A 20,141-nucleotide genomic window follows, 5' to 3' on the forward strand; every position below is an offset into this window, starting at 1 on the left:
TTTCCCTCGGGGGTGAGCTCAGGGGCGCGCGCCCGGCTTGTCGACGACGCCCCAGGCGTTGCGGACGGTGATGATCGCCGGGCTCCCGTTCCCGAGGGCCGGCCTCGCGTTCCGGGCGGCCGGGCTCGCGTTCCGGGGGTCGGGCGACGATCCGTGGATGCCCTGCTCTCCGGGCAGGTCGGCCGACTCGCCGAGGTACGCGTACGTGGCGGTGTCGAAGAAGATCTCCTGCTTGCCCTGATAGCCCGAGGCCGTGGGCTTGTCGTAGGTCACCGTCACGCCGATCGCCGGACGTCCGACCGGATCCTTGATCCCCTTCTCCACACGGGCTCCGGGAATCCTTGCCAGCGCCCTGAACATGCCCGCCTGCACCTTCGGCGGGATCAGCACCGAGCGGTAGAGGACATGGATCTCCCGCCAGTCGCGCTGGGCCGGGGTCTCGCCCTTGATGTCACCGATGGCGTGCTCCTCACGGATGCGCCGCATCATCCGGCCGGGATCGCTCGGCAGGGTGGCGAGGAAGCGGTAGAACTGCCGCTGCGAGCGGTCGTCGTAACCCTCCTTCTTCCATTTCTCCTCCTGGTTGGGCCCGTAGGTGACCTGGAGCTTGTTCCGGTCGAAGTGGTCGATGCGCCCGGCCGGAGGGATACCGGGAAGGCGCGCCCAGCCGGTCCCGTCCCAGCGGGTCCACACTTCCGTGGTCTGGGGCGCCTGTTGGCCGAAAGAGGTCGACTTCTCGTAGACCCACTGTTTCGGTCCGGGCTCCGTCGCTCCGAGCTTCTCCACCGTGGCCGCCGCCAGTTCGAGGGCTTCGGCGGAACCCCGCGCCGAGAGCAGGCGCCGACCGGAGGGGACGGCGGTGTCCGTGCCGGGGGTGTCGTCGGACAGGAGGACGACGGCGCCCCCTGTCACGGCCAGCGCCGTGACGGCCCCCGCGGCCGCCAGGAACATCCTGCGCCGGGGCGGCCCCCCTCGCGCGAAGGCGGGTCGACGCCTTTCGGCTCCTGACCTGAACTCCTCGGCAAGCAGGGCTCGTTGCGGGGCGAGGCGGTCGGTGTCGGGCAGCGGGGCGTCGGCGCGCAGGGCCCGCAGCTCTTTCAGGTCGTGCGACTCGGTCAGTTCGTTCGGCTCGCTCATGCGGAATCACCTTCGAGTACGGGCACTTCGCGGGGGCCGGTCAGCGGGTCACGTTCGCCGGTCGCCGCTCTGAGCTTTCTGCGGGCGCGGTTGAGCCGGGACCGGACGGTGCCCACGGGGATGTCGAGGGCTTCGGCGATCTCCTGATAGGTGAAGTCGGCCCAGGCGAACAGCAGAAGGGTGTGCCGGTCGCCCTGCGGGAGCTTGGCCAGCGCGCCCGCCAGGGATCTGGAGGCGGCCTGCGCGGTGACGCGGTCGTCGACCGAGTCCGTCCAGGTCTCGGCCATCCGGTCCTGCCCGGTGCGCGCGAGGAGCTTGAACGCCCTGACCTCCTCGCGGCGGTGCCGGCTGATCAGCTTGGCCGCGATCCCGTGCAACCAGGGGCGCACCCCGGCCCGGCCGCTGTCGTAACGGCCCCGTATCCGAAAGGCGGTGAGAAAGGTCTCCGCGGTGACGTCGTCGGCGGCGTCGGCGCCGAGTCTTCTGGCCACGTACCGGTGGATGGTGGGCGCGTGCCGGTCGAACAGCGCCGCGAACTGCTCCGGTTCGTCGAGCGAGGCCGCGATCAGAGCGGCATCGCTCCGCGCGCCTTCGGCCTGCTCGGCGTCGCCGGGCGTGCCGTCCCCCGTTGGGGGGCGGCACAGCGAATCAGTCATGAGTGGTCCGTGTCGTCGGAGGAAAGGGCAGCGTTCACCCGGTACTTGTCCCCCGGCCACGAAAAGGTTCACGCCTCGGAGGGCGCCGGCGTCCAGGCGGCCGGAACGGGTGCCGGAGCCGTACCGGAACGGGCGCCGGAGCCGTGCCGGTACTGTGCCGGTGCCTGTGCTGCGCCGTGCCGGTGCCGGTGCTGAGCCGTGCCGTGCCGTGCCGTGCCGTGCCGACGGTGTGTGCCTCGTCCGGGAAGCGCGGGGGCGAGGCACAACCGTCCCGAGTGCCGGGCGAGGCACACACCGTCCGGGTGTCGGCGGGCGCCGTCGTGAGGTGCCTCAGCTCACCGCTTGCTTCACGAGCGCGCCGATCCTCGCCTCGACGTCGGCGGTCAGCTCGGTCAGGGCGAACGCGGTGGACCACATCGGGCCGTCGTCCAGCTTCGCCTGATCGCTGAAACCGAGTGTCGCGTAGCGGGCCTTGAACTTCTCCGCGCTCTGGAAGAAGCAGACGACCTTGCCGTCCAGCGCATAGGCGGGCATGCCGTACCAGAGCTTCGGCGCGAGGACCGGAGCCGCGGCGGTGACGACGGCGTGGACCCGCTCGGCCATGATCCGGTCGGAGTCCCCCATCTCGGCGATCTTCGCGACCACGTCCCGCTCCGCCTCGGCCGCCTTGTCCGCGCGCGAACCGCGGCGGGCCTCCTTCTTCAGTTCCTTGGCGTGGTCCTTCATCGCGGCCCGCTCTTCGGCCGTGAATCCCTCGTGCCGACCGCTTTCCGTGCTGCTCATGGCAGAACTCCCCCTCGATGATCCGTCGCCGCAATCCTGTGCGGGCCGGTGACGATCCGCCACCGGAACTCATCGGCACGCACCGTGCCGATGAGTTCCGAATATTCCGCGCGATCCCCGCGTTGTCAACGGCACGGCACGTGCCGATAGAGTGGTCTCATGACGGAACCGCCCGCCACACCGAGGCGTCGAGGCGCGGCACGCACCGAGGAGCTGCTCCAGGCGACGCTCGACCTGGCCGCGGAGGTCGGGTACGCGGGTCTGAGCATCGAGGCGGTCGGCCGCCGGGCCGGAGTCGGAAAGCACACGATCTACCGGCGCTGGCCCTCCAAGGCGGCACTGCTGCTCGACGCGCTCAGCCGCGTGTGGACCAGCGATCTGGACTACCGGGACACCGGCAGCGTCCGGGAGGATCTGCGCGAGCAGTTCTTCCGTTCCGGAGCGGCCCTCTCCAGCCCGCCGATCGGCCCGGTCTACCGCGCGGTCATCGCCGAGGCACAAGGCGACTCCGAGCTGCGGGCGACACTGCACGAACGCTTCCTGGCCACCGTCGAGCGGAGCACGCTCGACCGGATCACCCGAGCCCAACGAGCCGGCGAGCTGAAGGCCGAGGCCAACCTGGAGTTCGCGGCCGAGGTGTTGTGCGGTGCGCTGTACTACCGCAGCCTGCTGTCGACCCGCCCCATCGACGCCGCCGCGGTCGACGGCCTCGTGGACATGTTCATGGCCGCGTACGGAACGACTGACTGAGCCGCGTACGGAGCCATCGGCTGAGTCGGCTGAACGGCCGTCACCCTGCGGTGAACCCGCCGGAGGGCACCGCTCAGCCCGCGCCGGGCAGCCGAACAGTGACGACCAGGCCACCCTCGGGGCGGGGAACGAGTTCGAGGGTGCCGTCATGGGCGCGGACGATGCCGGCCACGATGGCCAGGCCGAGACCGACGCCCGCGTGCTCGTCGGTGCGTACGCGTTCCGTTCCGCGCTGGAACGGTTCGGTGAGGGTCGACACCCGTTCCGGTGGGAGCGGGCGACCCGTGTTCTCGACCCTCAGCACGCTCGTGCCCCCGTCCGTGCCGGTGCGGACCGTCACGGTGCCGCCCTCGGGGAGATTGTGGACGACGGCGTTCTGGACGAGGTTCGTCGCCATCCGCAGCAGGAGCTCCGCCGAACCGCTGGTCCGGGCCGTCGCGCCGGTGACGTCGAGGGTGATCCGGCGCTGTTCGGCGAACGGGAGCAACGTCTCGGCGGCCTCCTCGGCGACGAGGGAGAGGTCGACGTCCTCGCGGGGGAAGTTCCCGCGGTCGCTGCGGCTGAGGAGCAGGAGCGCCTCCGTGAGGTCGATCGCCCGCGTGTTGACGGCGTCCAGGCGGTCGATGAGTTCGTCGCGGTCCCGCGTGGGGTCCTTGCGGGCCACGTCCAGGAGGGTGCGTGAGATCGCCAGCGGGGTGCGCAGTTCGTGGGACGCGTTCGCGGCGAACCGCTGCTCCTCGGCGACCTTGGCCTCGAGCTGTTCGAGCATCGAGTCGAACGCGTCGGAGAGCTCGCGGAATTCGTCCTGTCGGCCCTTCATGCGGATCCGGTGGGACAGCGACCCGCTCCCGGCCGTCCGTACCGCGTCCGTGATCCGTGCGAGCGGTGAGAGCATCCGCCCGGCGAGGATCCACCCGCCGAGGAGGCCGAACACCAGCAGGAAGCCCAGGGAGACGGCCGCGGCGGGGGCGAAGCCGCGCAGCAGGTCGGCGCGGCTGGGACCGACGATGATCACGGCGCCGTACGTCTTCTGGATGAGCCGGGGGTCGTTCGTGGGCAGCCAGCGCAGCACGAACACCCACATCACGACCAGCAGGAGCGTGCCGGCGACGAAGAGGAATCCGGCATAGCTGAGGGTGAGCTTCAGCCGGGCGCTGCGCCCTGGGGCTCTATCCATGGCCGTCGCCGGGGTGCGCGTCGTCCCCGCCGGTGTCCGCGCCGGTGTCACCGCCGGTGTCCGCGCCGGTGTCCGCTCCGGTATCGATGCGGTAGCCGACACCGGGCACCGTGGCGATGATCCACGGTTCGCCGAGCCGCTTGCGCAGGGCGGAGACGGTGATGCGGACGGCGTTGGTGAACGGGTTGGCGTTCTCGTCCCAGGCCCGCTCCAACAGTTCCTCGGAGCTGATGACCCCGCCCTCGGCGGCGACGAGGACGTCCAGCACGGCGAACTGCTTCCGGGTGAGCGCGACATGACGTCCGTCGCGGAAGACCTCCCGGCGGAACGGGTCCAGCCGCAGACCCGCGATCTCGCGGACCGGCGGCCGGGCGTAGGCGCGCCTGCGGCCGAGCGCCCTCAGCCGCATGACGAGCTCGCGCAGCTCGAACGGTTTCGTGAGGTAGTCGTCGGCGCCGAGCCCGAACCCGGAGGCCTTGTCCTCGATCCGGTCGGCGGCGGTGAGCATGAGGATCGGGATGCCGCTGCCGGAGGCGACGATACGCCGGGCGACCTCGTCGCCCGAGGGGCCGGGGATGTCGCGGTCGAGGACCGCGAGGTCGTAGGAGTTGACGCCGAGCAGTTCCAGGGCGGAGTCGCCGTCGGCGGCGATGTCGGCGGCGATCGCCTCCAGCCGCAGACCGTCACGGACGGCCTCGGCCAGGTAGGGCTCGTCCTCCACGATCAGTACACGCATGATGGAAGCCTAGACAGCACGCCGTATCGCCGATGTATCCCGATGAGGTGTGCGCGGCGGACCACGGTTCAGCCCACCGGAGCCGGGGCGGGGCGGGACCGATCCGACGGTGCCCGCTCGGTGGTGCGCCACCAGCGGCGCGAGGCCAGTCCGGCCAGCAGGGCGCCGGTGGCGTTGACCAGGACGTCGTCCACGGAGGACACCCGGTCCAGCCACAGGACGTACTGGGCGATCTCGACCAGGACCGAGCAGCCCGCGCCGAGCGCCAGGATCCGCGGCAGGGACGCGAGTGCCGCGAACCGCATCGGGGCGAAGAACCCCAGCGCCGCGAAGACCAGCAGATTGCCGACGATGCCGCCCGCCCCCATGGTGACCAAGTCCCGCAGCGGCACCAGGCTCACCCGGCGGGGAGCGACGCCGGGCGCGAGGCCCGGCATCATGGTCAGCCACACGAACGGGACCGTGCCGTGGACCATGCCCACCTCGGCCAGCGACCTGCGCCAGGCCCAGGTCGAAGCGAGGCCTGCGGCCTGCCGTCGGCGGGCGAGGGCCCACGTGACGAGCACGGCCGCCGGTATCGCGACCAGCGTCATCAGCACCACACCGTTGAACGTGTCGTAGCAGCCGTGCCAGTGCCCGGCCATGCACCGCGGGGCCGACATCAGGAGCATCCGCCGGATGGCGAACAGACCACTCGCCAGAGCGAGCAGGACGAGCCCGAGAAGCACGAACCTGAGCATGCGGCGGGACGAGGCCGGCGAGAAGGCGTTGTGGCTCATGCTCCCAGTGAAGGGGGTCACCGGTTGCGGGGACGTATGCGGTTTTCGATACACCCGCGATACATCGAGCCCTGATGCGCGTTCCCGCTTTCCGCCCTTCGCCCTTCGCCCTTCGCCCTTCGGAATCGGCTGTTACCGGGGGTCCTCCGGTGGGAGGCCGGCCTGCCAGAATCGGCGCAGCGTTCGGCAGGGGCGGGGTCGTGCACCGCTTCGCCCGCCCACAGGAGCGGCCGGGGCAGACGTCGGCCCACGCGAAGGAGAGTGAGCGGCCGTTGAGGACTCCGCGGATACGGACCCCCAGGGCGAGGAGGCATGTGGTGGCCGCAGCGGTCTTCGCCGTCTGCGTCGCCCTCGGCGGAGGCGTGATGCGGCACGACTGGCGACAGGCCGAGCTGCTCGACGACACCGGGATACGGGTCACGGGTGTCGTCATCCGCGTGGTGGTCCCGACCGGCAAGGGAGAGAAGAGCGACGAGATCGCGTACACCGTGGCGGGTCGGCGCTACACCGTTCGCAAGGTGCCGAACGGCGGCTATCCCCTTCCGCCGAAGGGGACTCGGGTGTGTCTGGAGGCGGCCCGCGAGCAGCCTCGGCTGACCCGGCTGTGCGGTGACCGCTACCCGGACGGCGACGACGGGTTCCCCTCGTTCGCCCTCTTCACCGTGGCCGCCACGATCGGTCTGCTCTTCGTCACCGGGCACTGGCTCACCACACGCCGCGAACTCCGGCGACCCGCGGCCGGCTGACCCGGTTCCGCCCCGGCCCAGGGTCGAAAATCGGTGGGCCGGGCCCGCCGAGGCTGTCACGCTCCTCGCATGGGCGCATTGGACAGTGTGGCAGCCAGAGTTGCCAGTGGGCAGACCGTGGAGTTCCGGCCGAGCGGCACCTCGATGGTCCCGTTGATCCGCAGCCGTCAGCTCGTGACCGTCGCTCCCGTCGACAGCTCGAAGCTGACGGTCGGTGACATCGTCCTCGCCCGGGTCGCCGGCACCGTGTACCTGCATCTGGTGTCGTCGCTCGAACCCGCGCGGAGGCGGGTGCAGATCAGCAACAACCGGGGGCACGTCAACGGCCGGACCGGGCACGACCGTGTCTTCGGTATCTGTGTCGCGGTCGACGGGACACCCCGGGCGGGTGCCGCGGCCAAGGTGCTGACAGCCGGGCCGAAGGGCGGGCAGACGGCCGGGACCGACGGTGACGACCGCCCCAAAGACGCGTCCGTCGAATAATTGCGAGAGTCTGTATCAATCTTGCGCAGCTTCATGGACTTCTCTTGCCTCCACTCCTAGCCTTCTTGCGTCCGCTCACCCCACGAGCCCTGAGGACGCATGCCTGTGACTCCCTCTCCCCTAGGCAGATTCACGCGCCGCGGCACGGCGTTGTCGCTGTCGCTGGCGCTCGCCGCGGCCGGGACCGTCGTCGCGGTCGCGGTGGCCCCCCACGCCGTCGCCGCCGGTGTACCCGCCCCTTCCCCCGTCGGGATCTCCGGCCGGGGCGCGGCCGTCCCCTTCAAGGAACAGGAGGCCGAGTACGCCGCCACGAACGGCACCCTCATCGGCCCGGACCGGCTCTACGGCCATCTCCCCTCCGAGGCGTCCGGCCGGCAGGCCGTGACGCTGGACGCGGCGGGCGAGTACGTCGAGTTCACGCTGACCGCCCCGGCCAACGCGATGTCGTTCCGCTACTCGCTGCCCGACAACGCGGCGGGCACCGGCCGCGACGCCGACCTCGACCTGAAGATCAACGGCACCCAGCTCAAGTCGGTGCCGGTGACCTCCAAGTACGGCTGGTACTACGGCGGTTATCCGTTCAACAACAACCCCGGGGACACCAACCCCCACCACTTCTACGACGAGACCCGCACCCTGCTCGGCTCGACGCTGCCGGCCGGGACCAAGGTGCGCCTCCAGGTGTCGTCCACGAGCGCCTCCCCGTCCTTCACCATCGACCTCGCCGACTTCGAGCAGGTGGGCGCGCCCATCGGCAAGCCGTCCGGAGCCCTCGACGTCGTCGGCGACTTCGGAGCCGACCCGACCGGCGCGGCCGATTCGACGGCCAAGATCCAGGCGGCCGTCGACGCGGGCAAGGCCCAGGGCAAGACCGTCTACATCCCCCAGGGCACCTTCCAGGTGCGCGACCACATCGTCGTCGACCAGGTGACGCTGGCCGGCGCGGGCCCCTGGTACAGCGTCCTCACCGGCCGTGACCCGGTGAACCGGTCGAAAGCCGTGGGCGTGTACGGGAAGTACGCGAACCAGGGCGGCAGCAAGAACGTCACCCTCAAGGACTTCGCGATCATCGGCGACATTCGCGAGCGCGTCGACGACGACCAGGTGAACGCCATCGGCGGCGCGCTGTCCAACTCCACGGTCGACAACGTGTGGATGCAGCACACCAAGTGCGGGGCCTGGATGGACGGCCCGATGGACAACTTCACCATCAAGAACAGCCGCATCCTGGACCAGACCGCGGACGGCGTGAACTTCCACATGGGCGTCACCAACTCCACGGTCACCAACACGTTCGTCCGGAACACGGGTGACGACGGTCTGGCGATGTGGGCGGAGAGCGTCCCGAACGTCAAGAACAAGTTCACCTTCAACACGGTGATCCTGCCGATTCTCGCCAACAACATCGTCACGTACGGCGGCAAGGACATCACCATCTCCGACAACGTGATGGCGGACACCATCACCAACGGCGGTGGCCTGCACGTCGCGAACCGCTATCCCGGCGTCAACTCCGGTCAGGGAACGGCTGTTTCGGGCACCACCACGGCCGCGCGCAACACCCTGATCAGAACCGGCAACAACGACTACAACTGGCAGTTCGGGGTCGGCGCGGTCTGGTTCAGCGGCCTCAACGAAGCCCTGGACGCGACGATCAACATCACGGACAGCGAGATCCTCGACAGCTCCTACGCCGCCATCATGAACATCGAGGGCGCGACGAAGGGGCTGCACTTCGAGAACGTACGGATCGACGGGGCGGGCACCTACGCCCTGCAGATCCAGGCGACCGGCACGGCCTCCTTCACCAACGTGACGGCGACCCACATCGCCCAGTCCAACCCGATCCACAACTGCGTCGGTCCAGGCTTCGTGATCACCCGTGGCGCCGGCAACAGCGGCTGGTACGCGGACCCGCCGGCCTGCACCGGCAACTGGCCCGCTCCCCAGTGGACCAACGGCGGCGTACCCGGCGGAGGCACCACGCCCCCGACCGACCCGCCCACCGATCCTCCGACGGACCCGCCGACCGACCCGCCCACGGACCCGACCGTCAACCTCGCCAAGAACCGGCCGGTGACCGAGTCGAGCCACACGGACGTCTATCCCGCCGCCAACGCCGTGGACGGCAACGCGAACAGCTATTGGGAGAGCGCCAACAACGCCTTCCCGCAGTCCGTCACCGTCGACTTGGGTGCCGCCAAGGCGGTCAAGCGCGTCGTCCTCAAGCTGCCGCCGGCTACGGCGTGGGCCACGCGCACCCAGACGCTGAGCATCCAGGGCAGCACCGACGGCACCACGTTCACCACGCTGAAGCCGTCGGCGGGATACACCTTCGATCCGTCGAGCGGAAACACCGTGACGATCGCGCTGTCGGGCACCCCGACCCGCCATCTGCGGGTGCTCGTCACGGGCAACACCGGCTGGCCCGCAGGGCAGTTGTCCGAGATCGAGGCGTACACCGGCTGATCCACCGCTGATCCACCGCTGATCCACGGCTGATCCACGGCTGATCACCGCCTGATCACCGCCTGATCATCGACTGATCGGGGAACACACTGGCCGGCAAAGCCCGTTCGGCCGGCGGACTCCTGGCGGCCCCGCTCCGGAACTCTGACCCGGGCGGGGTCGTCAGGCCCGTTCCACCGGGCCCGTCAGCGGCGGCGCAGGGCCGGGTCGAGCAGGGCGGGCGGGGTGTCGAACTTCTCGTCCGGAGCCAGGTCGGTCCCCGGGGCCACGACGGCGTCGATCGCGTCGAGCACGTCCGCGGAGAGGACGGTGTCCGCGGCGGCGAGCTGGCTGCGCAGGTGCTCCGGTGTCCGGGGGCCGATCAGCGCGCTCGTCACGGCGGGATGTGCGGTGACGAAGCCGAGCGCGAGCTGGATCAGCGTCAGCCCGGCCTCCTCGGCGATGACCGCCAAGCGCTCCACGGCCTCCAGCCGGTCCTGGTTGGAGGGGATGGAGAGGTCGAATCGCTGCGGCAGGAACGCCGAACGGCTGGTGGTGATCTCCCGGCCCCTCCTGACCGCGCCGGACAGCCAGCCCGAGGCCAGCGGGCTCCAGGCCAGGACTCCGAGCCCGTACTCCTCGGCCACGGGCAGGACATGGGCCTCGATGCCCCGCTGCAGGATGGAGTAGCTGGGCTGTTCGGTGACGTAGGGCCTCAGCTGATGCTCGCGGGCGGCCCAGCGGGCCTGCACGATGCGGTGGGCGGGGAAGGTCGAGGAACCGAAGTAGCGGATCTTGCCCGCGCGTTGCAGGTCGGTCAGGGCGGACAGCGTCTCCTCGTCGCCGGTGGCCGGGTCCCATCGGTGGATCTGGTAGAGGTCGACGTGGTCGACACCGAGCCTGCGCAGACTGGCGTCCAGCTCGGTGACCAGCCAACGGCGCGAGGAGCCACGGTGGTTGCGCTCCTCCCCCATCGGCATGCCCGCCTTCGTGGCCAGCACGATGTCGTCGCGGCGGCCGGCGATGGCCTTGCCGACCATCTCCTCCGACTCCCCGTCGCCGTACATGTCGGCGGTGTCGATGAGGTTGATCCCGCCCTCCAGGGCGGCGTCGACGATGGCGGTGGCCTCGTCCTGGGTGGTGCGCCCGATCCTGCCGAAATTCATCGCGCCGAGCGCGAGCGAGCCGACCTGCACACCGGTGCGGCCCAAGGTGCGGTACTGCATGTCCTGACTCCTTCGATACGGGTGACGCCTTCGAATACGGGTGAAGCGTGATGACGGCGCGGCTGGTCGCCCGGCCCCCGTTCTGCCATCATGAACAAACGGAACACCGTCCCGTTTGACGATACGGAACACTGTCCCACTTAGCAAGGCGATACGGAACACCGTTCCGTTTAGACGGACCGCAGGAGGAAGGGCGCGATGAGCGACAGCGAGGACAGCACGGGGCAGGCGGCGACCCGGCCCAGGCGGGCCGACGCCCGGCGCAACCAGGAGACACTGCTGGACGCCGCCGCCGCGATCTTCGCCACGTCAGGCGTGGAGGCCCCCGTACGCGACATCGCGGCCAGGGCCGGCGTCGGTACGGCCACGATCTACCGCCACTTCCCGACACGGGCCGATCTCATCGTCGCCGTCTACCGGCACCAGGTCGAGGCCTGCGCAGAGGCGGGTCCGGCCCTGCTGCACGACTGCGCGTCCCCGTACACGGCGCTGTCACGATGGACCGACCTATTCGTCGACTTCCTCGTCACCAAGCACGGGCTCGCCGCCGTCCTGCAGCCCGACAACACGGCGTTCGACGCGCTGCACAGGTACTTCCTCGACCGGCTGCTCCCCGTGTGCACCCGGCTTCTCGACGCCGCCGCCGAAGCCGGCGAGATCCGCGCGGACCTGACGGCCTATCAACTGATGCGCGGCATCGGCAACCTGTGCATCGGCGCCCACAACGACCCCCGCTACGACGCGCGACGACTGGTCGAGACCCTCGTCGCCGGACTCCGCCTGCCGAAGCCTGCGGAGTCGTGACCGCCCGCCTAGAGCGCCACCAACCGGCCGCTGCGGCCCACCAGTCGGACCGATGCCACGGCGCCGCAGACCAGTGCCACGGCGAGGAGCGTGCCGCAGGACTCCGCCACGGCAGAGGTGTCGCCGGACAGGGCGGCCCGCAGGCCGCGGGCGGCCCAGTAGCCGGGTGAGGCGGGAGCCACGTCCGCGACCCACGCCGGCAGCGCGGCGAGCGGGACGAGCGCCCCTCCGAGGCTGCTCAGCAGCATGCCGCCGATGTCGAAGGCGGCGGAGAGCGCGCCCAGACTGCGGACCAGCACGCCGAGCAGGGTGCCGAGGCCGAGGAGCGTGCAGCTCCAACTGAGCAGGACGCCCAGCAGCAGGAACGGATGCGGGACACGCAGTCCGAGGAAGCACACGGCGAAGCCGACGACGAGGAACTGCTGGACGAGCAGCACCACGAAGGCCGGAGCGGCCTTGCCGACGAGCAGTTCGGCGGGACGCAGGGCGCTTCCGCGCAGGCGGTCCCAGGTCCGCCCGAGCCGTTCGGTGAGGATCGCGCCGCCGCAGATGCTGAGGGCGAGCAGCGAGAAGGTGACCATCGTGCCGACGACCGCTTGTTCCGTTCCGGCCGTGCGGCCCTGCCCGGTCACATAGAGCGGACGCAGCAGCGTGATGAAGACGAGCGGGAGGATCATCCGGCTCAGGACCGGACCGGGTTCGCGTGCCATCAGCAGCACGTTGTGGCGGACCAGCACGGCCAGGCGGGCGGCGGACTCACGCGGCATCGAGGGCCTCCGTCCGCGTCGCGGTCCGCGCGGCTTCCATGGACCGGTAGAGATCGTCCAGTCCGGGGCGGCGGACGTCGACGGACACGGGCGTACGACCGGACGCGAGCAGGGCCGCCAGATCGGCGCCGGGGTCCGTGGTCGGCCGGCGCAGTTCGGGTTCGCCGGGGTCGGCGAAGGTGACCCTGAGCTCGCCCGGCAGGTGGCGGGTGAGCTCTTCCTGTGTGCCGCGCGCGATGATCCGTCCGGACCGCGCCAGGGCCAGCGTGGCGTCGAGGTCGACGAGTTCCGGCAGGTAGTGGGTCGTGTAGACGACGGCCGCGCCCGCTTCGGCCCGAGCCCTGACCGCACTCAGCAGGGCCGAGCGGGTCTCCGGATCGGCTCCGGCGGTCGGTTCGTCCAGCAGGAGGAGGGGTGGTGAGCCGACCATGGCGGTGGCCGCCTGGACCCGGCGGCGCTGGCCTCCGGAGAGGGCGGCCACGGGGTGGTCCGCCACGGCCGTCAGGCACAGCTCGTCCAGGACCCGGGCGATCTCCGCCTCCCCGCGCCGTCCACGGAATCCCGCCAGACCGGCGAACAGCCGCACGTTCTCCCGCGCGGTGGCGCCGCCGTACAGGGCCAGTTCCTGCGGGGCCAGGCCGAGCCGGCGCCGCGCGGCCCGGCCGTCCCGCAGCGCGTCGAGCGCCGCGATCGTGACGCGGCCCGCGTCGGGGCGTACGAGCCCGGCGACGATCTCGACGAACGTCGTCTTGCCCGCGCCGTTGTGGCCGATCAGGCCGACGATCTCCCCGGCCGGGACCGTCAGGTCGAACCCGTCGAGCGCGCGGTGTGCGCCGTAGCGCTTCACCAGTCCCTCTGCGATCAGCATCATCCGTCCTTCACGAGGTCTACGCCGTACACGTCTACACCGTATACGTCTACACTGTAGACCCATGAGTGGGAGACGGGAAGAGATCCTGGACGCCGCCGTGGCCATCGCCGACGAGCACGGGGTCGACGCCGTCTCGATGCGCGCCCTGGCCGATCGCGTCGGGGTGACGCCAATGGCGCTGTACCGGCACGTCAAGGACAAGTCGGCGCTGCTGGACGGCATGGTCGGGCGGCTGCTGACCGCGTTGCTGCCGGCGGATCCGGCCGAGCACGTCACCTGGGACGCGCGGCTCCGCGCCCTCGCGCGCGCGGCCCGGAAGGTGACGCAGCAGCACCCGTGGGCCGCGCATCTGCTCTTCTCGCGGCCCGCTGTCACCCCGGACGGCCTGCGGGCGGTGGACATCATCTACACCGCACTCATCGAGGCCGGGGTCCCCGAGCCCCAGGTGCCCCGGCTGGAACGCCTGATCAGTACGTTCGTCATCGGCTTCGCCGCGTCCGAGGCCTCGGGCCGCTTCACTCCCGGCGTCGACGACCCGCGCGGCAGCCGGGGCCGCCTCGACGACAGCGAACTCCCCGGCCACAGCACGCTCGGGCCGTGGCTGGACCTGCCCCTCGACCTCACCGCCGAGTTCGAGGCCGATCTCGCCGACATCACCCGCCTGGTCGAGGCGGTCGCCCGACGCGAGGAATGATCCGTAGCCCGGCCAAACGAAGCGCGCGCGACCCGGGCACGTAGGGCACCCATGGCCCGGACCCGCAGGCCGGACCGGGTGTGGGCCGCGCCGGGCGCGCTCAGTCGGTGAGGCCCAGCGCGCCCGCCGCCTGGATCGCCAGCCAGACCTCCGCCAGAGCCGCCGTCGACGTCAGGTCGCGGCCGGTGAGCGCGCCGAAACGGCGCAGCCGGTAGGCGAGCGTGTTGGGGTGGATGTGCAGCGCGGCGGCCGCCGACTCGGTGCGGCGGTCGCGCTCCATCCAGGTGCGGGCGGAGACCAGCAGTCGCGAGTCATGGCTCTCGTCGTACCGCAGGACTCCGCCGAGCACGTGCTCCACCAGCGCCGTCAGCACCGCGGGATCGTCCGGCAGCCAGCGGCCCGCCCCGTCGTCGCCGTAGTGGACGACGGCGCGGCCGGACTCGACCGCCTTGGACACCGCCCACAGCGCCTCGCGCTGGGCGACCTTCAGCGCGACCCCCGGCAGGAAGGGGCGGCTGGCCCCGGCCGCCACGCCGGACAGCTCGCCGACGGCGGCCGCCAGTTCCGGCGCCCCGAGGACATAGCGGTCCTCGCCCCGCGTGAGCAGCAGATGGGGCCGGTCCTCCAGACAGCGCAGCAGGGCCTCGTCGGTGGTGCGGCGCACGATGAGGAGCACGGTGTCGCCCTCGATGGCGTGCCGGGCGAGCCGGCGGCGGGCCGCCTCCGGGTCGAGGACCTCCTGGAGCAGTTCGGCGAACGTCTCCGCTCCCTCGCGGCGCAGCGTCTCCCGCTCGTTGCGCACCATCGCCAGCCTCAGCGCGGCGACGGTGGCGATGTGCTGGACGACGGCGAGTCCCGCGGGACGGGCGCCCTCGCGCTCGTAGGCGACGAGGAATCCGGCGGGGCCGCCGGGTGCCGGCACCGGGAGGACGAACCCGCCGGGGATCGTCGGCGGGGCGTCGACGGACGTGGGCAGCACGGCCGGGTCCGGCACCGGGACGCCGGGCAGGAGGGGGCGCCCTTGGGGGGTGCAGAGGCAGACGTCGTAGCCCGAGAGGCCTTCGAGCCGGCGCAGGAGTGTCGGGGTGTCGAGGTTCTCCGTGACCAGCCAGCGCAGCGCGCCGAAGACCTGGAGCTGCGCGCCCAGCCGGTGCCGCGCCTCCTCCTGGGCCGAGGCGGCGACCTCCTGGGCGACGGCGATGAAGGGGACGGCGAGCGGCACTTCGAGGACCGGGAAGCCGCGCTCCTCCGCGGCCCGGAAGAAGGCGTCGTGCAGCGGGGGCATGTGGAGCTGCGCCGAGAGCGCGAGTCCGGACGCCCCGGCGTCGTCCAGCCGCTCCAGATAGGCGCGCTGTTCCGCCGCGGTACGGGGGATCGCCAGGCCCGCGGTCATGATCAGCTCGGCTCCCAGGAGCCAGGGCGTCGGATCGACGAGCTCGCTGGCGTGGGCCCAGGAGACGGACCGGTCCAGACCGCCGCCCGCCTTCAGCGTGAGCTGAAGGGCCGGGGAGGAGAGCAGGTCCTGGATGGTGAGTTTGTCGCTGGCCACAAATGACATCGTACGCATCTGTGATGGACACCATTGTCGCAGGTCACCGGGGGCCTCACACTGTGGAGGCCACCGTTTGAACGGTGCACTAACGGACATTGGAGGGCCCGTGACGACCTCGGTCACCGAAATCGAGACATATGGCGTCGAGCGAATCCCGGACGAGGACCGCACGGCCCGGCCGATCGACCTGTTCCGGCTGGCCTTCGGCGGCGCCAACACCTTCGCGACCTGCGTGCTGGGCGCCTTCCCGATCCTCTTCGGGCTCTCCTTCTGGCAGGGGCTCGCGGCGACCGTCCTCGGCCTGGTCGCGGGTGCGCTCCTGCTGGCCCCGATGGCGCTCTTCGGCCCCGCCAACGGCACGAACAACGCCGTCTCCTCCTCCGCACACCTGGGCGTGCACGGCCGGGTCGTCGGCTCGTTCCTCTCGCTGCTGACGGCGATCGCGTTCTTCTCGATCTCGGTGTGGTCCTCGGGCGACGCCCTCGTCGGCGGCGCGCACCGGCTGGTCCACGTCCCGGAGACGGACGTCACCTACGGCATCGCGTACGCGATCTTCGGCGGACTCGTGCTCGTCGTCTGCATCTACGGCTTCCGCTTCATGCTGCTCGTGAACAAGATCGCGGTGCTGGCGGCCTCGGCCCTCTTCGTGCTCGGCGCCTTCGCCTTCGCCGGTGACTTCGACCCCGGATACGCGGGCGCCTTCGCATCGAGTGCCGACCCGCTGTTCTGGCCCTCGTTCATCGGCGCCGCGCTGATCGTGCTCTCCAACCCGGTCTCCTTCGGCGCCTTCCTCGGTGACTGGTCCCGCTACATCCCCGCGAACACCCCGCGCCGCCGGGTGATGGGCGCCGCGTTCCTCGCCCAGATCGCCACGCTGCTGCCGTTCGTCTTCGGGCTGGCCACGGCGTCGATCATCGCGACGAAGGCCGCGAAGTACGTCGACCCGGCCGCCCCGAACTACGTCGGCGGACTGCTGGCCGTCTCCCCCGGCTGGTACTTCCTGCCGCTCTGCCTGATCGCCCTGATCGGCGGCCTGTCGACCGGCACGACCTCCCTCTACGGAACGGGGCTGGACTTCGCCAGCGTCTTCCCGCGCTTCAACCGGGTCCAGGCCACCTTCTTCATCGGCGTCCTGTCCATCGGTTTCATCTTCCTGGGCCGCTTCGCGCTCAACCTCACGCAGTCCATCTCCACCTTCGCGACGCTGATCATCACCTGCACCGCGCCGTGGATGGTCGTCATGGCGCTCGGCTACGTCACCCGGCGCGGCTGGTACGACGCCGAGGCGCTCCAGGTCTTCAACCGGCGTCAGCGCGGTGGCCGCTACTGGTTCGCGCACGGCTGGAACTGGCGCGGCATGGGCACCTGGATCGTCAGCGCCGTCGTGGCCCTCCTCTTCACCAACCTGCCGGGCCAGTTCGTCGGTCCGCTGGGCAACCTCGCCAACGGCGCGGACATCTCGCTGCCGGTCGGCCTCGGTCTGGCGGTCGTGCTCTACCTCGCCGCACTCACCCTCTTCCCCGAGCCGCGCGCCGTGTACGGGCCCGAAGGCCCCCGCTTCGTCGGCTCGACCGACGCCGAGATCACGCCGATCACCGGTGGCACCGAGGAGAAGCCGGCCGAGCCCGCCGCGGCCGTCTGACCCACCACAGCCACCCATCACAGACTGGGCGCCCGGCCCTGACCGCCGGGCGCCCCTGATCAGGAGCCGAGCATGAGCACCACCGTGCAGGAGATCCGGGCCGCCGCGGACGCGCTCGTCGCCGCCTTCGCCGAGGGCCGCCTCGACGACTACTTCGGGGCCTTCGCGCCGGACGCGACGTTCGTCTTCCACACCACGCCGCAGCGTCTGAACTCCACGGCCGAGTACCGCGCCCTGTGGCGGCAGTGGGTGGAGCAGGACGGTTTCCGCGTCCTCGGCTGCACCTCGTCCGCGCAGTCGATCCAGCCCTTCGGCGACACCGCCGTCTTCAGCCACGACGTGGAGACCCAGGTCGCCACCCACACCGGCGAGGAGACGGTGCTCGAGCGGGAGACCATCGTCTTCGCCCGCTCCGAGGACGGCGCCTGGCTCGCCGTACACGAGCACCTTTCGCCCCGTACCGCCGCCTGACCAGGAGAGACGTTTCCATGAGCAGCACGTTCCGCAACTACATCGACGGCGCGTTCGCGGATGCCGTCGACGGCCGGACGCTCGACGTGGTGGACCCCACCACGGGTGACGTCTACGCGACCTCCCCGCTCTCGGGGACGGCCGACGTCGACGCGGCGATGGCGGCCGCGGCCGCCGCGTTCCCGGTCTGGCGCGACGCGACGCCGTCCGTACGGCAGCGCGCGCTGCTGAAGATCGCGGACGCGATGGAGGCACGCGCCGACGAACTGGTCGCCGCGGAGAGCCGCGACACCGGCAAGCCGCTGCACCTCACCCTCAGCGAGGAACTCGGCCCCGCGATCGACCAGGTCCGCTTCTTCGCGGGCGCGGCCCGGATGCTGGAGGGCCGCTCGGCCGGCGAGTACATGGAGGGCCTGACCTCGATCATCCGCCGTGAGCCGGTCGGCGTGTGCGCCCAGGTGGCGCCGTGGAACTACCCGCTGCTGATGGCGGTGTGGAAGTTCGCCCCGGCGCTCGCGGCGGGCAACGCGGTGGTCCTCAAGCCCTCGGACACCACCCCCGCCTCCACGGTGCTGATCGCGGAGATCATCGGCGGTGTCCTGGAGGAGCTCGGTCTGCCCAAGGGGATCTTCAACGTCGTCTGCGGCGACCGCGAGACCGGCCGGCTGATGGTGGAGCACCCGACCCCGGCGATGGCCTCCATCACGGGCTCGGTTCGCGCCGGCATCCAGGTCGCCCAGAGCGCGGCCAAGGACGTCAAGCGGGTCCACCTGGAGCTGGGCGGCAAGGCTCCGGCCGTGGTCTTCGAGGACGCCGACCTGACGAAGGCGGTCGAGGACCTGGTGGTCGGCGGCTTCTTCAACGCCGGTCAGGACTGCACCGCCGCGACCCGTGTCCTGGTCCACGAGTCGGTCCACGACGCGTTCGTCTCCGCGCTCGCCGAGGCCGCGGCCGCGACGAAGACCGGTGAGCCGGACGACGAGGACGTGCTGTACGGGCCGCTCAACAACGCGGGCCAGCTCGCCCAGGTCAGCGGCTTCATCGAGCGTCTGCCCGAGCACGCGCGCGTCGAGGCGGGCGGCCACCGCGTCGGGGACAAGGGCTACTTCTACGCCCCGACCGTCGTCTCCGGCCTGAAGCAGGACGACGAGATCATCCAGAACGAGGTCTTCGGCCCGGTCATGACGGTCCAGTCGTTCACGGACGAGGACCAGGCCGTCGCGTACGCCAACGGCGTCGACTACGCGCTGGCCTCCTCGGTGTGGACCAAGGACCACGCGCGGGCGATGCGGATGTCGAAGCGGCTCGACTTCGGCTGTGTGTGGATCAACAGTCACATGGCGCTCGTCGCCGAGATGCCGCACGGCGGGTTCAAGCAGTCCGGCTACGGCAAGGACCTGTCCGCGTACGGCTTCGAGGACTACACCCGGATCAAGCACGTCATGACGTCGCTCTGATCGGTGGCTCCACGGCGGAGGGGTGGACCCGGCGTGTTGCCGGGCCCACCCCTCCGCCGTTTCCGGCGAGTGCCCTGTCAGCCGTGCGAGACGTTCAGACCGTAGAAGGCGACCCGCGCCCCCTTCGTGGTGCTCTGCGAGGACGACTGGTTGTACGAGCCGGCCTTGAAGTACTGCTTGTACGGGAAGAACGACGACGGGATCGCGTAGTGCGTGGTGCTGCCGTTGACGGTGAGGTCGATGGTGTTCCCGCCGGAGACGGCGATCGTGTAGGTCCAGGTCTTGCCGACCGCCACGTGTCCCACCGTGTGGGTCGTCTGCCCGCCGGACGGCGCGTTCTCGGTACCGACGACGATGTCGCCGCTCGCGCGGTAGTACAGCTCCACGAGCGGCTTGGTGGACGATCCGCCGGAGCCGAGGTGGATCTGCCCGACGCACACGTTGGAGGTGACCGACACCACCCGCAGCGTCGCGCTCAGCCGGTGGCTGCCGCTCAGCGACCAGTCCGCCGCGCCGCCGCCGCGGTTCATCTCCCGCAGTTCGGAGCGGGCGTAGGAGGAGTTGGGCGTCGTGACGCCCTTCTCGGGCGCCCAGAACGTCATGGCGCCATCACGGGTGTCGGTGTAGAAGTACGCGTCCTGGAAGCCGTTCGCCCCCTGCAACCGGGCGGAGGAGATGGTGGTGGGCGAGCCCGGTGAGCCCACGGGCTCCTGGAGCTGCCAGACCGACAGGTCGAAGTTGCCGCCGGGCGCGACGTTCGGGTCGGCGGCACCGGCGCTTGAGGTGCCCAGAACGGTGGCCGCGACGACGAGGCCCGCGACCGCGGACGCCGTCAGGAGCCGAGGAGGGGCGGCACGTCCGGTACGGACAGCAAGAGTTCGGGTACGTGGTCGCTTGTTCATCATGACGGTCACGGCCTTTCGTCTGGTCGGGTGGAGCAGACGGTGGGGGGAGCCGAGGTT

Annotated in this window: 20 protein-coding genes; 9 read left to right on the forward strand and 11 right to left on the reverse strand. The window is 70.8% G+C overall.

Annotated features, from left to right (window positions below; genetic code table 11):
• Nucleotides 1–18: 18 nt before the first annotated feature.
• From ACZ4TO_RS01045 to ACZ4TO_RS01055, 3 genes are all read right to left on the reverse strand, one after another.
• On the reverse strand, nt 19–1,137 hold the full coding sequence (locus tag ACZ4TO_RS01045) for a CU044_5270 family protein (RefSeq protein ID WP_468023021.1): 1,119 nt from the start codon (nt 1,135–1,137) through the stop codon (nt 19–21).
• Complete coding sequence (locus ACZ4TO_RS01050) at nt 1,134–1,793, reverse strand: RNA polymerase sigma factor (RefSeq protein WP_385037147.1); 660 nt, start codon at nt 1,791–1,793, stop codon at nt 1,134–1,136. Before ACZ4TO_RS01050 ends, ACZ4TO_RS01045 begins: the two co-directional genes overlap by 4 nt.
• Nucleotides 1,794–2,123: 330 nt before the next feature.
• Nucleotides 2,124–2,576, reverse strand: coding sequence for an iron chaperone (locus ACZ4TO_RS01055; RefSeq protein ID WP_468023022.1), 453 nt, complete (start codon nt 2,574–2,576; stop codon nt 2,124–2,126).
• 159 nt (nt 2,577–2,735) lie between these two features.
• Here ACZ4TO_RS01055 and ACZ4TO_RS01060 point away from each other — a divergent pair, with 159 nt between their 5' ends.
• Entirely contained in the window at nt 2,736–3,326 is a 591-nt protein-coding gene (locus tag ACZ4TO_RS01060) for a TetR/AcrR family transcriptional regulator (protein WP_382784330.1), read from the forward strand.
• Between the two features lie 73 nt (nt 3,327–3,399).
• Here the strand turns inward: ACZ4TO_RS01060 and ACZ4TO_RS01065 are convergent, their stop codons facing one another.
• The 3 genes from ACZ4TO_RS01065 to ACZ4TO_RS01075 form a co-directional block, all read right to left on the reverse strand.
• Complete coding sequence (locus ACZ4TO_RS01065) at nt 3,400–4,503, reverse strand: sensor histidine kinase (protein ID WP_468023023.1); 1,104 nt, start codon at nt 4,501–4,503, stop codon at nt 3,400–3,402.
• On the reverse strand, nt 4,496–5,239 hold the full coding sequence (locus ACZ4TO_RS01070; RefSeq protein ID WP_468023024.1) for a response regulator transcription factor: 744 nt from the start codon (nt 5,237–5,239) through the stop codon (nt 4,496–4,498). Before ACZ4TO_RS01070 ends, ACZ4TO_RS01065 begins: the two co-directional genes overlap by 8 nt.
• A gap of 68 nt (nt 5,240–5,307) precedes the next feature.
• Nucleotides 5,308–6,018: a VanZ family protein gene (locus ACZ4TO_RS01075; RefSeq protein ID WP_468023025.1), complete on the reverse strand. Its 711-nt coding sequence runs from the start codon at nt 6,016–6,018 to the stop codon at nt 5,308–5,310.
• A 317-nt stretch (nt 6,019–6,335) separates the two neighbouring features.
• Here ACZ4TO_RS01075 and ACZ4TO_RS01080 point away from each other — a divergent pair, with 317 nt between their 5' ends.
• The 3 genes from ACZ4TO_RS01080 (at nt 6,336) to ACZ4TO_RS01090 (ending at nt 9,716) form a co-directional block, all read left to right on the forward strand.
• On the forward strand, nt 6,336–6,764 hold the full coding sequence (locus ACZ4TO_RS01080; RefSeq protein ID WP_385037131.1) for a hypothetical protein: 429 nt from the start codon (nt 6,336–6,338) through the stop codon (nt 6,762–6,764).
• A gap of 69 nt (nt 6,765–6,833) precedes the next feature.
• Complete coding sequence (locus ACZ4TO_RS01085) at nt 6,834–7,247, forward strand: S26 family signal peptidase (protein ID WP_468023026.1); 414 nt, start codon at nt 6,834–6,836, stop codon at nt 7,245–7,247.
• 99 nt (nt 7,248–7,346) lie between these two features.
• The gene (locus tag ACZ4TO_RS01090) at nt 7,347–9,716 is read left to right on the forward strand and encodes a galactose-binding domain-containing protein (RefSeq protein WP_468023027.1); all 2,370 of its coding nucleotides are present in this window, start codon (nt 7,347–7,349) and stop codon (nt 9,714–9,716) included.
• A gap of 185 nt (nt 9,717–9,901) precedes the next feature.
• Here ACZ4TO_RS01090 and ACZ4TO_RS01095 read toward each other — a convergent pair whose 3' ends face one another.
• Nucleotides 9,902–10,921, reverse strand: coding sequence for an aldo/keto reductase (locus tag ACZ4TO_RS01095; protein ID WP_468023028.1), 1,020 nt, complete (start codon nt 10,919–10,921; stop codon nt 9,902–9,904).
• 198 nt (nt 10,922–11,119) lie between these two features.
• On the opposite strand from ACZ4TO_RS01095, the gene ACZ4TO_RS01100 reads away from it, so the two are divergent.
• The gene (locus tag ACZ4TO_RS01100; protein WP_468023029.1) at nt 11,120–11,725 is read left to right on the forward strand and encodes a TetR/AcrR family transcriptional regulator; all 606 of its coding nucleotides are present in this window, start codon (nt 11,120–11,122) and stop codon (nt 11,723–11,725) included.
• A gap of 8 nt (nt 11,726–11,733) precedes the next feature.
• On the opposite strand, the gene ACZ4TO_RS01105 is transcribed toward ACZ4TO_RS01100, so the two are convergent.
• Together ACZ4TO_RS01105 and ACZ4TO_RS01110 are read right to left on the reverse strand one after the other, a co-directional pair.
• A complete protein-coding gene (locus ACZ4TO_RS01105) occupies nt 11,734–12,492 on the reverse strand; it encodes an ABC transporter permease (RefSeq protein ID WP_468023030.1) in 759 nt (252 codons plus the stop codon).
• Nucleotides 12,482–13,363, reverse strand: coding sequence for an ABC transporter ATP-binding protein (locus ACZ4TO_RS01110; protein ID WP_385037114.1), 882 nt, complete (start codon nt 13,361–13,363; stop codon nt 12,482–12,484). The genes ACZ4TO_RS01105 and ACZ4TO_RS01110 overlap by 11 nt, the downstream gene beginning before the upstream one ends.
• 61 nt (nt 13,364–13,424) lie before the next feature.
• Here ACZ4TO_RS01110 and ACZ4TO_RS01115 point away from each other — a divergent pair, with 61 nt between their 5' ends.
• Nucleotides 13,425–14,057, forward strand: a complete 633-nt coding sequence (locus ACZ4TO_RS01115) for a TetR/AcrR family transcriptional regulator (RefSeq protein WP_468023031.1) — start codon at nt 13,425–13,427, stop codon at nt 14,055–14,057.
• A gap of 100 nt (nt 14,058–14,157) precedes the next feature.
• Here the strand turns inward: ACZ4TO_RS01115 and ACZ4TO_RS01120 are convergent, their stop codons facing one another.
• Complete coding sequence (locus ACZ4TO_RS01120) at nt 14,158–15,606, reverse strand: PucR family transcriptional regulator (protein ID WP_468023032.1); 1,449 nt, start codon at nt 15,604–15,606, stop codon at nt 14,158–14,160.
• Nucleotides 15,607–15,715: 109 nt separating this feature from the next.
• Here ACZ4TO_RS01120 and ACZ4TO_RS01125 point away from each other — a divergent pair, with 109 nt between their 5' ends.
• From ACZ4TO_RS01125 to ACZ4TO_RS01135, 3 genes are all read left to right on the forward strand, one after another.
• On the forward strand, nt 15,716–17,251 hold the full coding sequence (locus tag ACZ4TO_RS01125; protein ID WP_468023033.1) for a purine-cytosine permease family protein: 1,536 nt from the start codon (nt 15,716–15,718) through the stop codon (nt 17,249–17,251).
• 72 nt (nt 17,252–17,323) lie between these two features.
• The gene (locus ACZ4TO_RS01130) at nt 17,324–17,722 is read left to right on the forward strand and encodes a YybH family protein (protein WP_382784295.1); all 399 of its coding nucleotides are present in this window, start codon (nt 17,324–17,326) and stop codon (nt 17,720–17,722) included.
• A gap of 17 nt (nt 17,723–17,739) precedes the next feature.
• Complete coding sequence (locus ACZ4TO_RS01135) at nt 17,740–19,179, forward strand: gamma-aminobutyraldehyde dehydrogenase (RefSeq protein ID WP_468023034.1); 1,440 nt, start codon at nt 17,740–17,742, stop codon at nt 19,177–19,179.
• A gap of 77 nt (nt 19,180–19,256) precedes the next feature.
• On the opposite strand, the gene ACZ4TO_RS01140 is transcribed toward ACZ4TO_RS01135, so the two are convergent.
• Nucleotides 19,257–20,081, reverse strand: coding sequence for a polysaccharide lyase family 7 protein (locus tag ACZ4TO_RS01140; protein ID WP_382780864.1), 825 nt, complete (start codon nt 20,079–20,081; stop codon nt 19,257–19,259).
• Nucleotides 20,082–20,141: the final 60 nt, after the last annotated feature.

The sequence above is a fragment of the Streptomyces sp. NPDC028298 genome (assembly GCF_055565895.1).

Coding starts and splice junctions, on each gene's coding strand:
- ACZ4TO_RS01045 (WP_468023021.1), bottom strand. CDS start 1,137: ATGAGCGAGCCGAACGAACTGACCGAGTCGCACGACCTGAAAGAGCTG.
- ACZ4TO_RS01050 (WP_385037147.1), bottom strand. CDS start 1,793: ATGACTGATTCGCTGTGCCGCCCCCCAACGGGGGACGGCACGCCCGGC.
- ACZ4TO_RS01055 (WP_468023022.1), bottom strand. CDS start 2,576: ATGAGCAGCACGGAAAGCGGTCGGCACGAGGGATTCACGGCCGAAGAG.
- ACZ4TO_RS01060 (WP_382784330.1), top strand. CDS start 2,736: ATGACGGAACCGCCCGCCACACCGAGGCGTCGAGGCGCGGCACGCACC.
- ACZ4TO_RS01065 (WP_468023023.1), bottom strand. CDS start 4,503: ATGGATAGAGCCCCAGGGCGCAGCGCCCGGCTGAAGCTCACCCTCAGC.
- ACZ4TO_RS01070 (WP_468023024.1), bottom strand. CDS start 5,239: ATGCGTGTACTGATCGTGGAGGACGAGCCCTACCTGGCCGAGGCCGTC.
- ACZ4TO_RS01075 (WP_468023025.1), bottom strand. CDS start 6,018: ATGAGCCACAACGCCTTCTCGCCGGCCTCGTCCCGCCGCATGCTCAGG.
- ACZ4TO_RS01085 (WP_468023026.1), top strand. CDS start 6,834: ATGGGCGCATTGGACAGTGTGGCAGCCAGAGTTGCCAGTGGGCAGACC.
- ACZ4TO_RS01090 (WP_468023027.1), top strand. CDS start 7,347: ATGCCTGTGACTCCCTCTCCCCTAGGCAGATTCACGCGCCGCGGCACG.
- ACZ4TO_RS01095 (WP_468023028.1), bottom strand. CDS start 10,921: ATGCAGTACCGCACCTTGGGCCGCACCGGTGTGCAGGTCGGCTCGCTC.
- ACZ4TO_RS01100 (WP_468023029.1), top strand. CDS start 11,120: ATGAGCGACAGCGAGGACAGCACGGGGCAGGCGGCGACCCGGCCCAGG.
- ACZ4TO_RS01105 (WP_468023030.1), bottom strand. CDS start 12,492: ATGCCGCGTGAGTCCGCCGCCCGCCTGGCCGTGCTGGTCCGCCACAAC.
- ACZ4TO_RS01110 (WP_385037114.1), bottom strand. CDS start 13,363: ATGATGCTGATCGCAGAGGGACTGGTGAAGCGCTACGGCGCACACCGC.
- ACZ4TO_RS01115 (WP_468023031.1), top strand. CDS start 13,425: ATGAGTGGGAGACGGGAAGAGATCCTGGACGCCGCCGTGGCCATCGCC.
- ACZ4TO_RS01130 (WP_382784295.1), top strand. CDS start 17,324: ATGAGCACCACCGTGCAGGAGATCCGGGCCGCCGCGGACGCGCTCGTC.
- ACZ4TO_RS01135 (WP_468023034.1), top strand. CDS start 17,740: ATGAGCAGCACGTTCCGCAACTACATCGACGGCGCGTTCGCGGATGCC.
- ACZ4TO_RS01140 (WP_382780864.1), bottom strand. CDS start 20,081: ATGAACAAGCGACCACGTACCCGAACTCTTGCTGTCCGTACCGGACGT.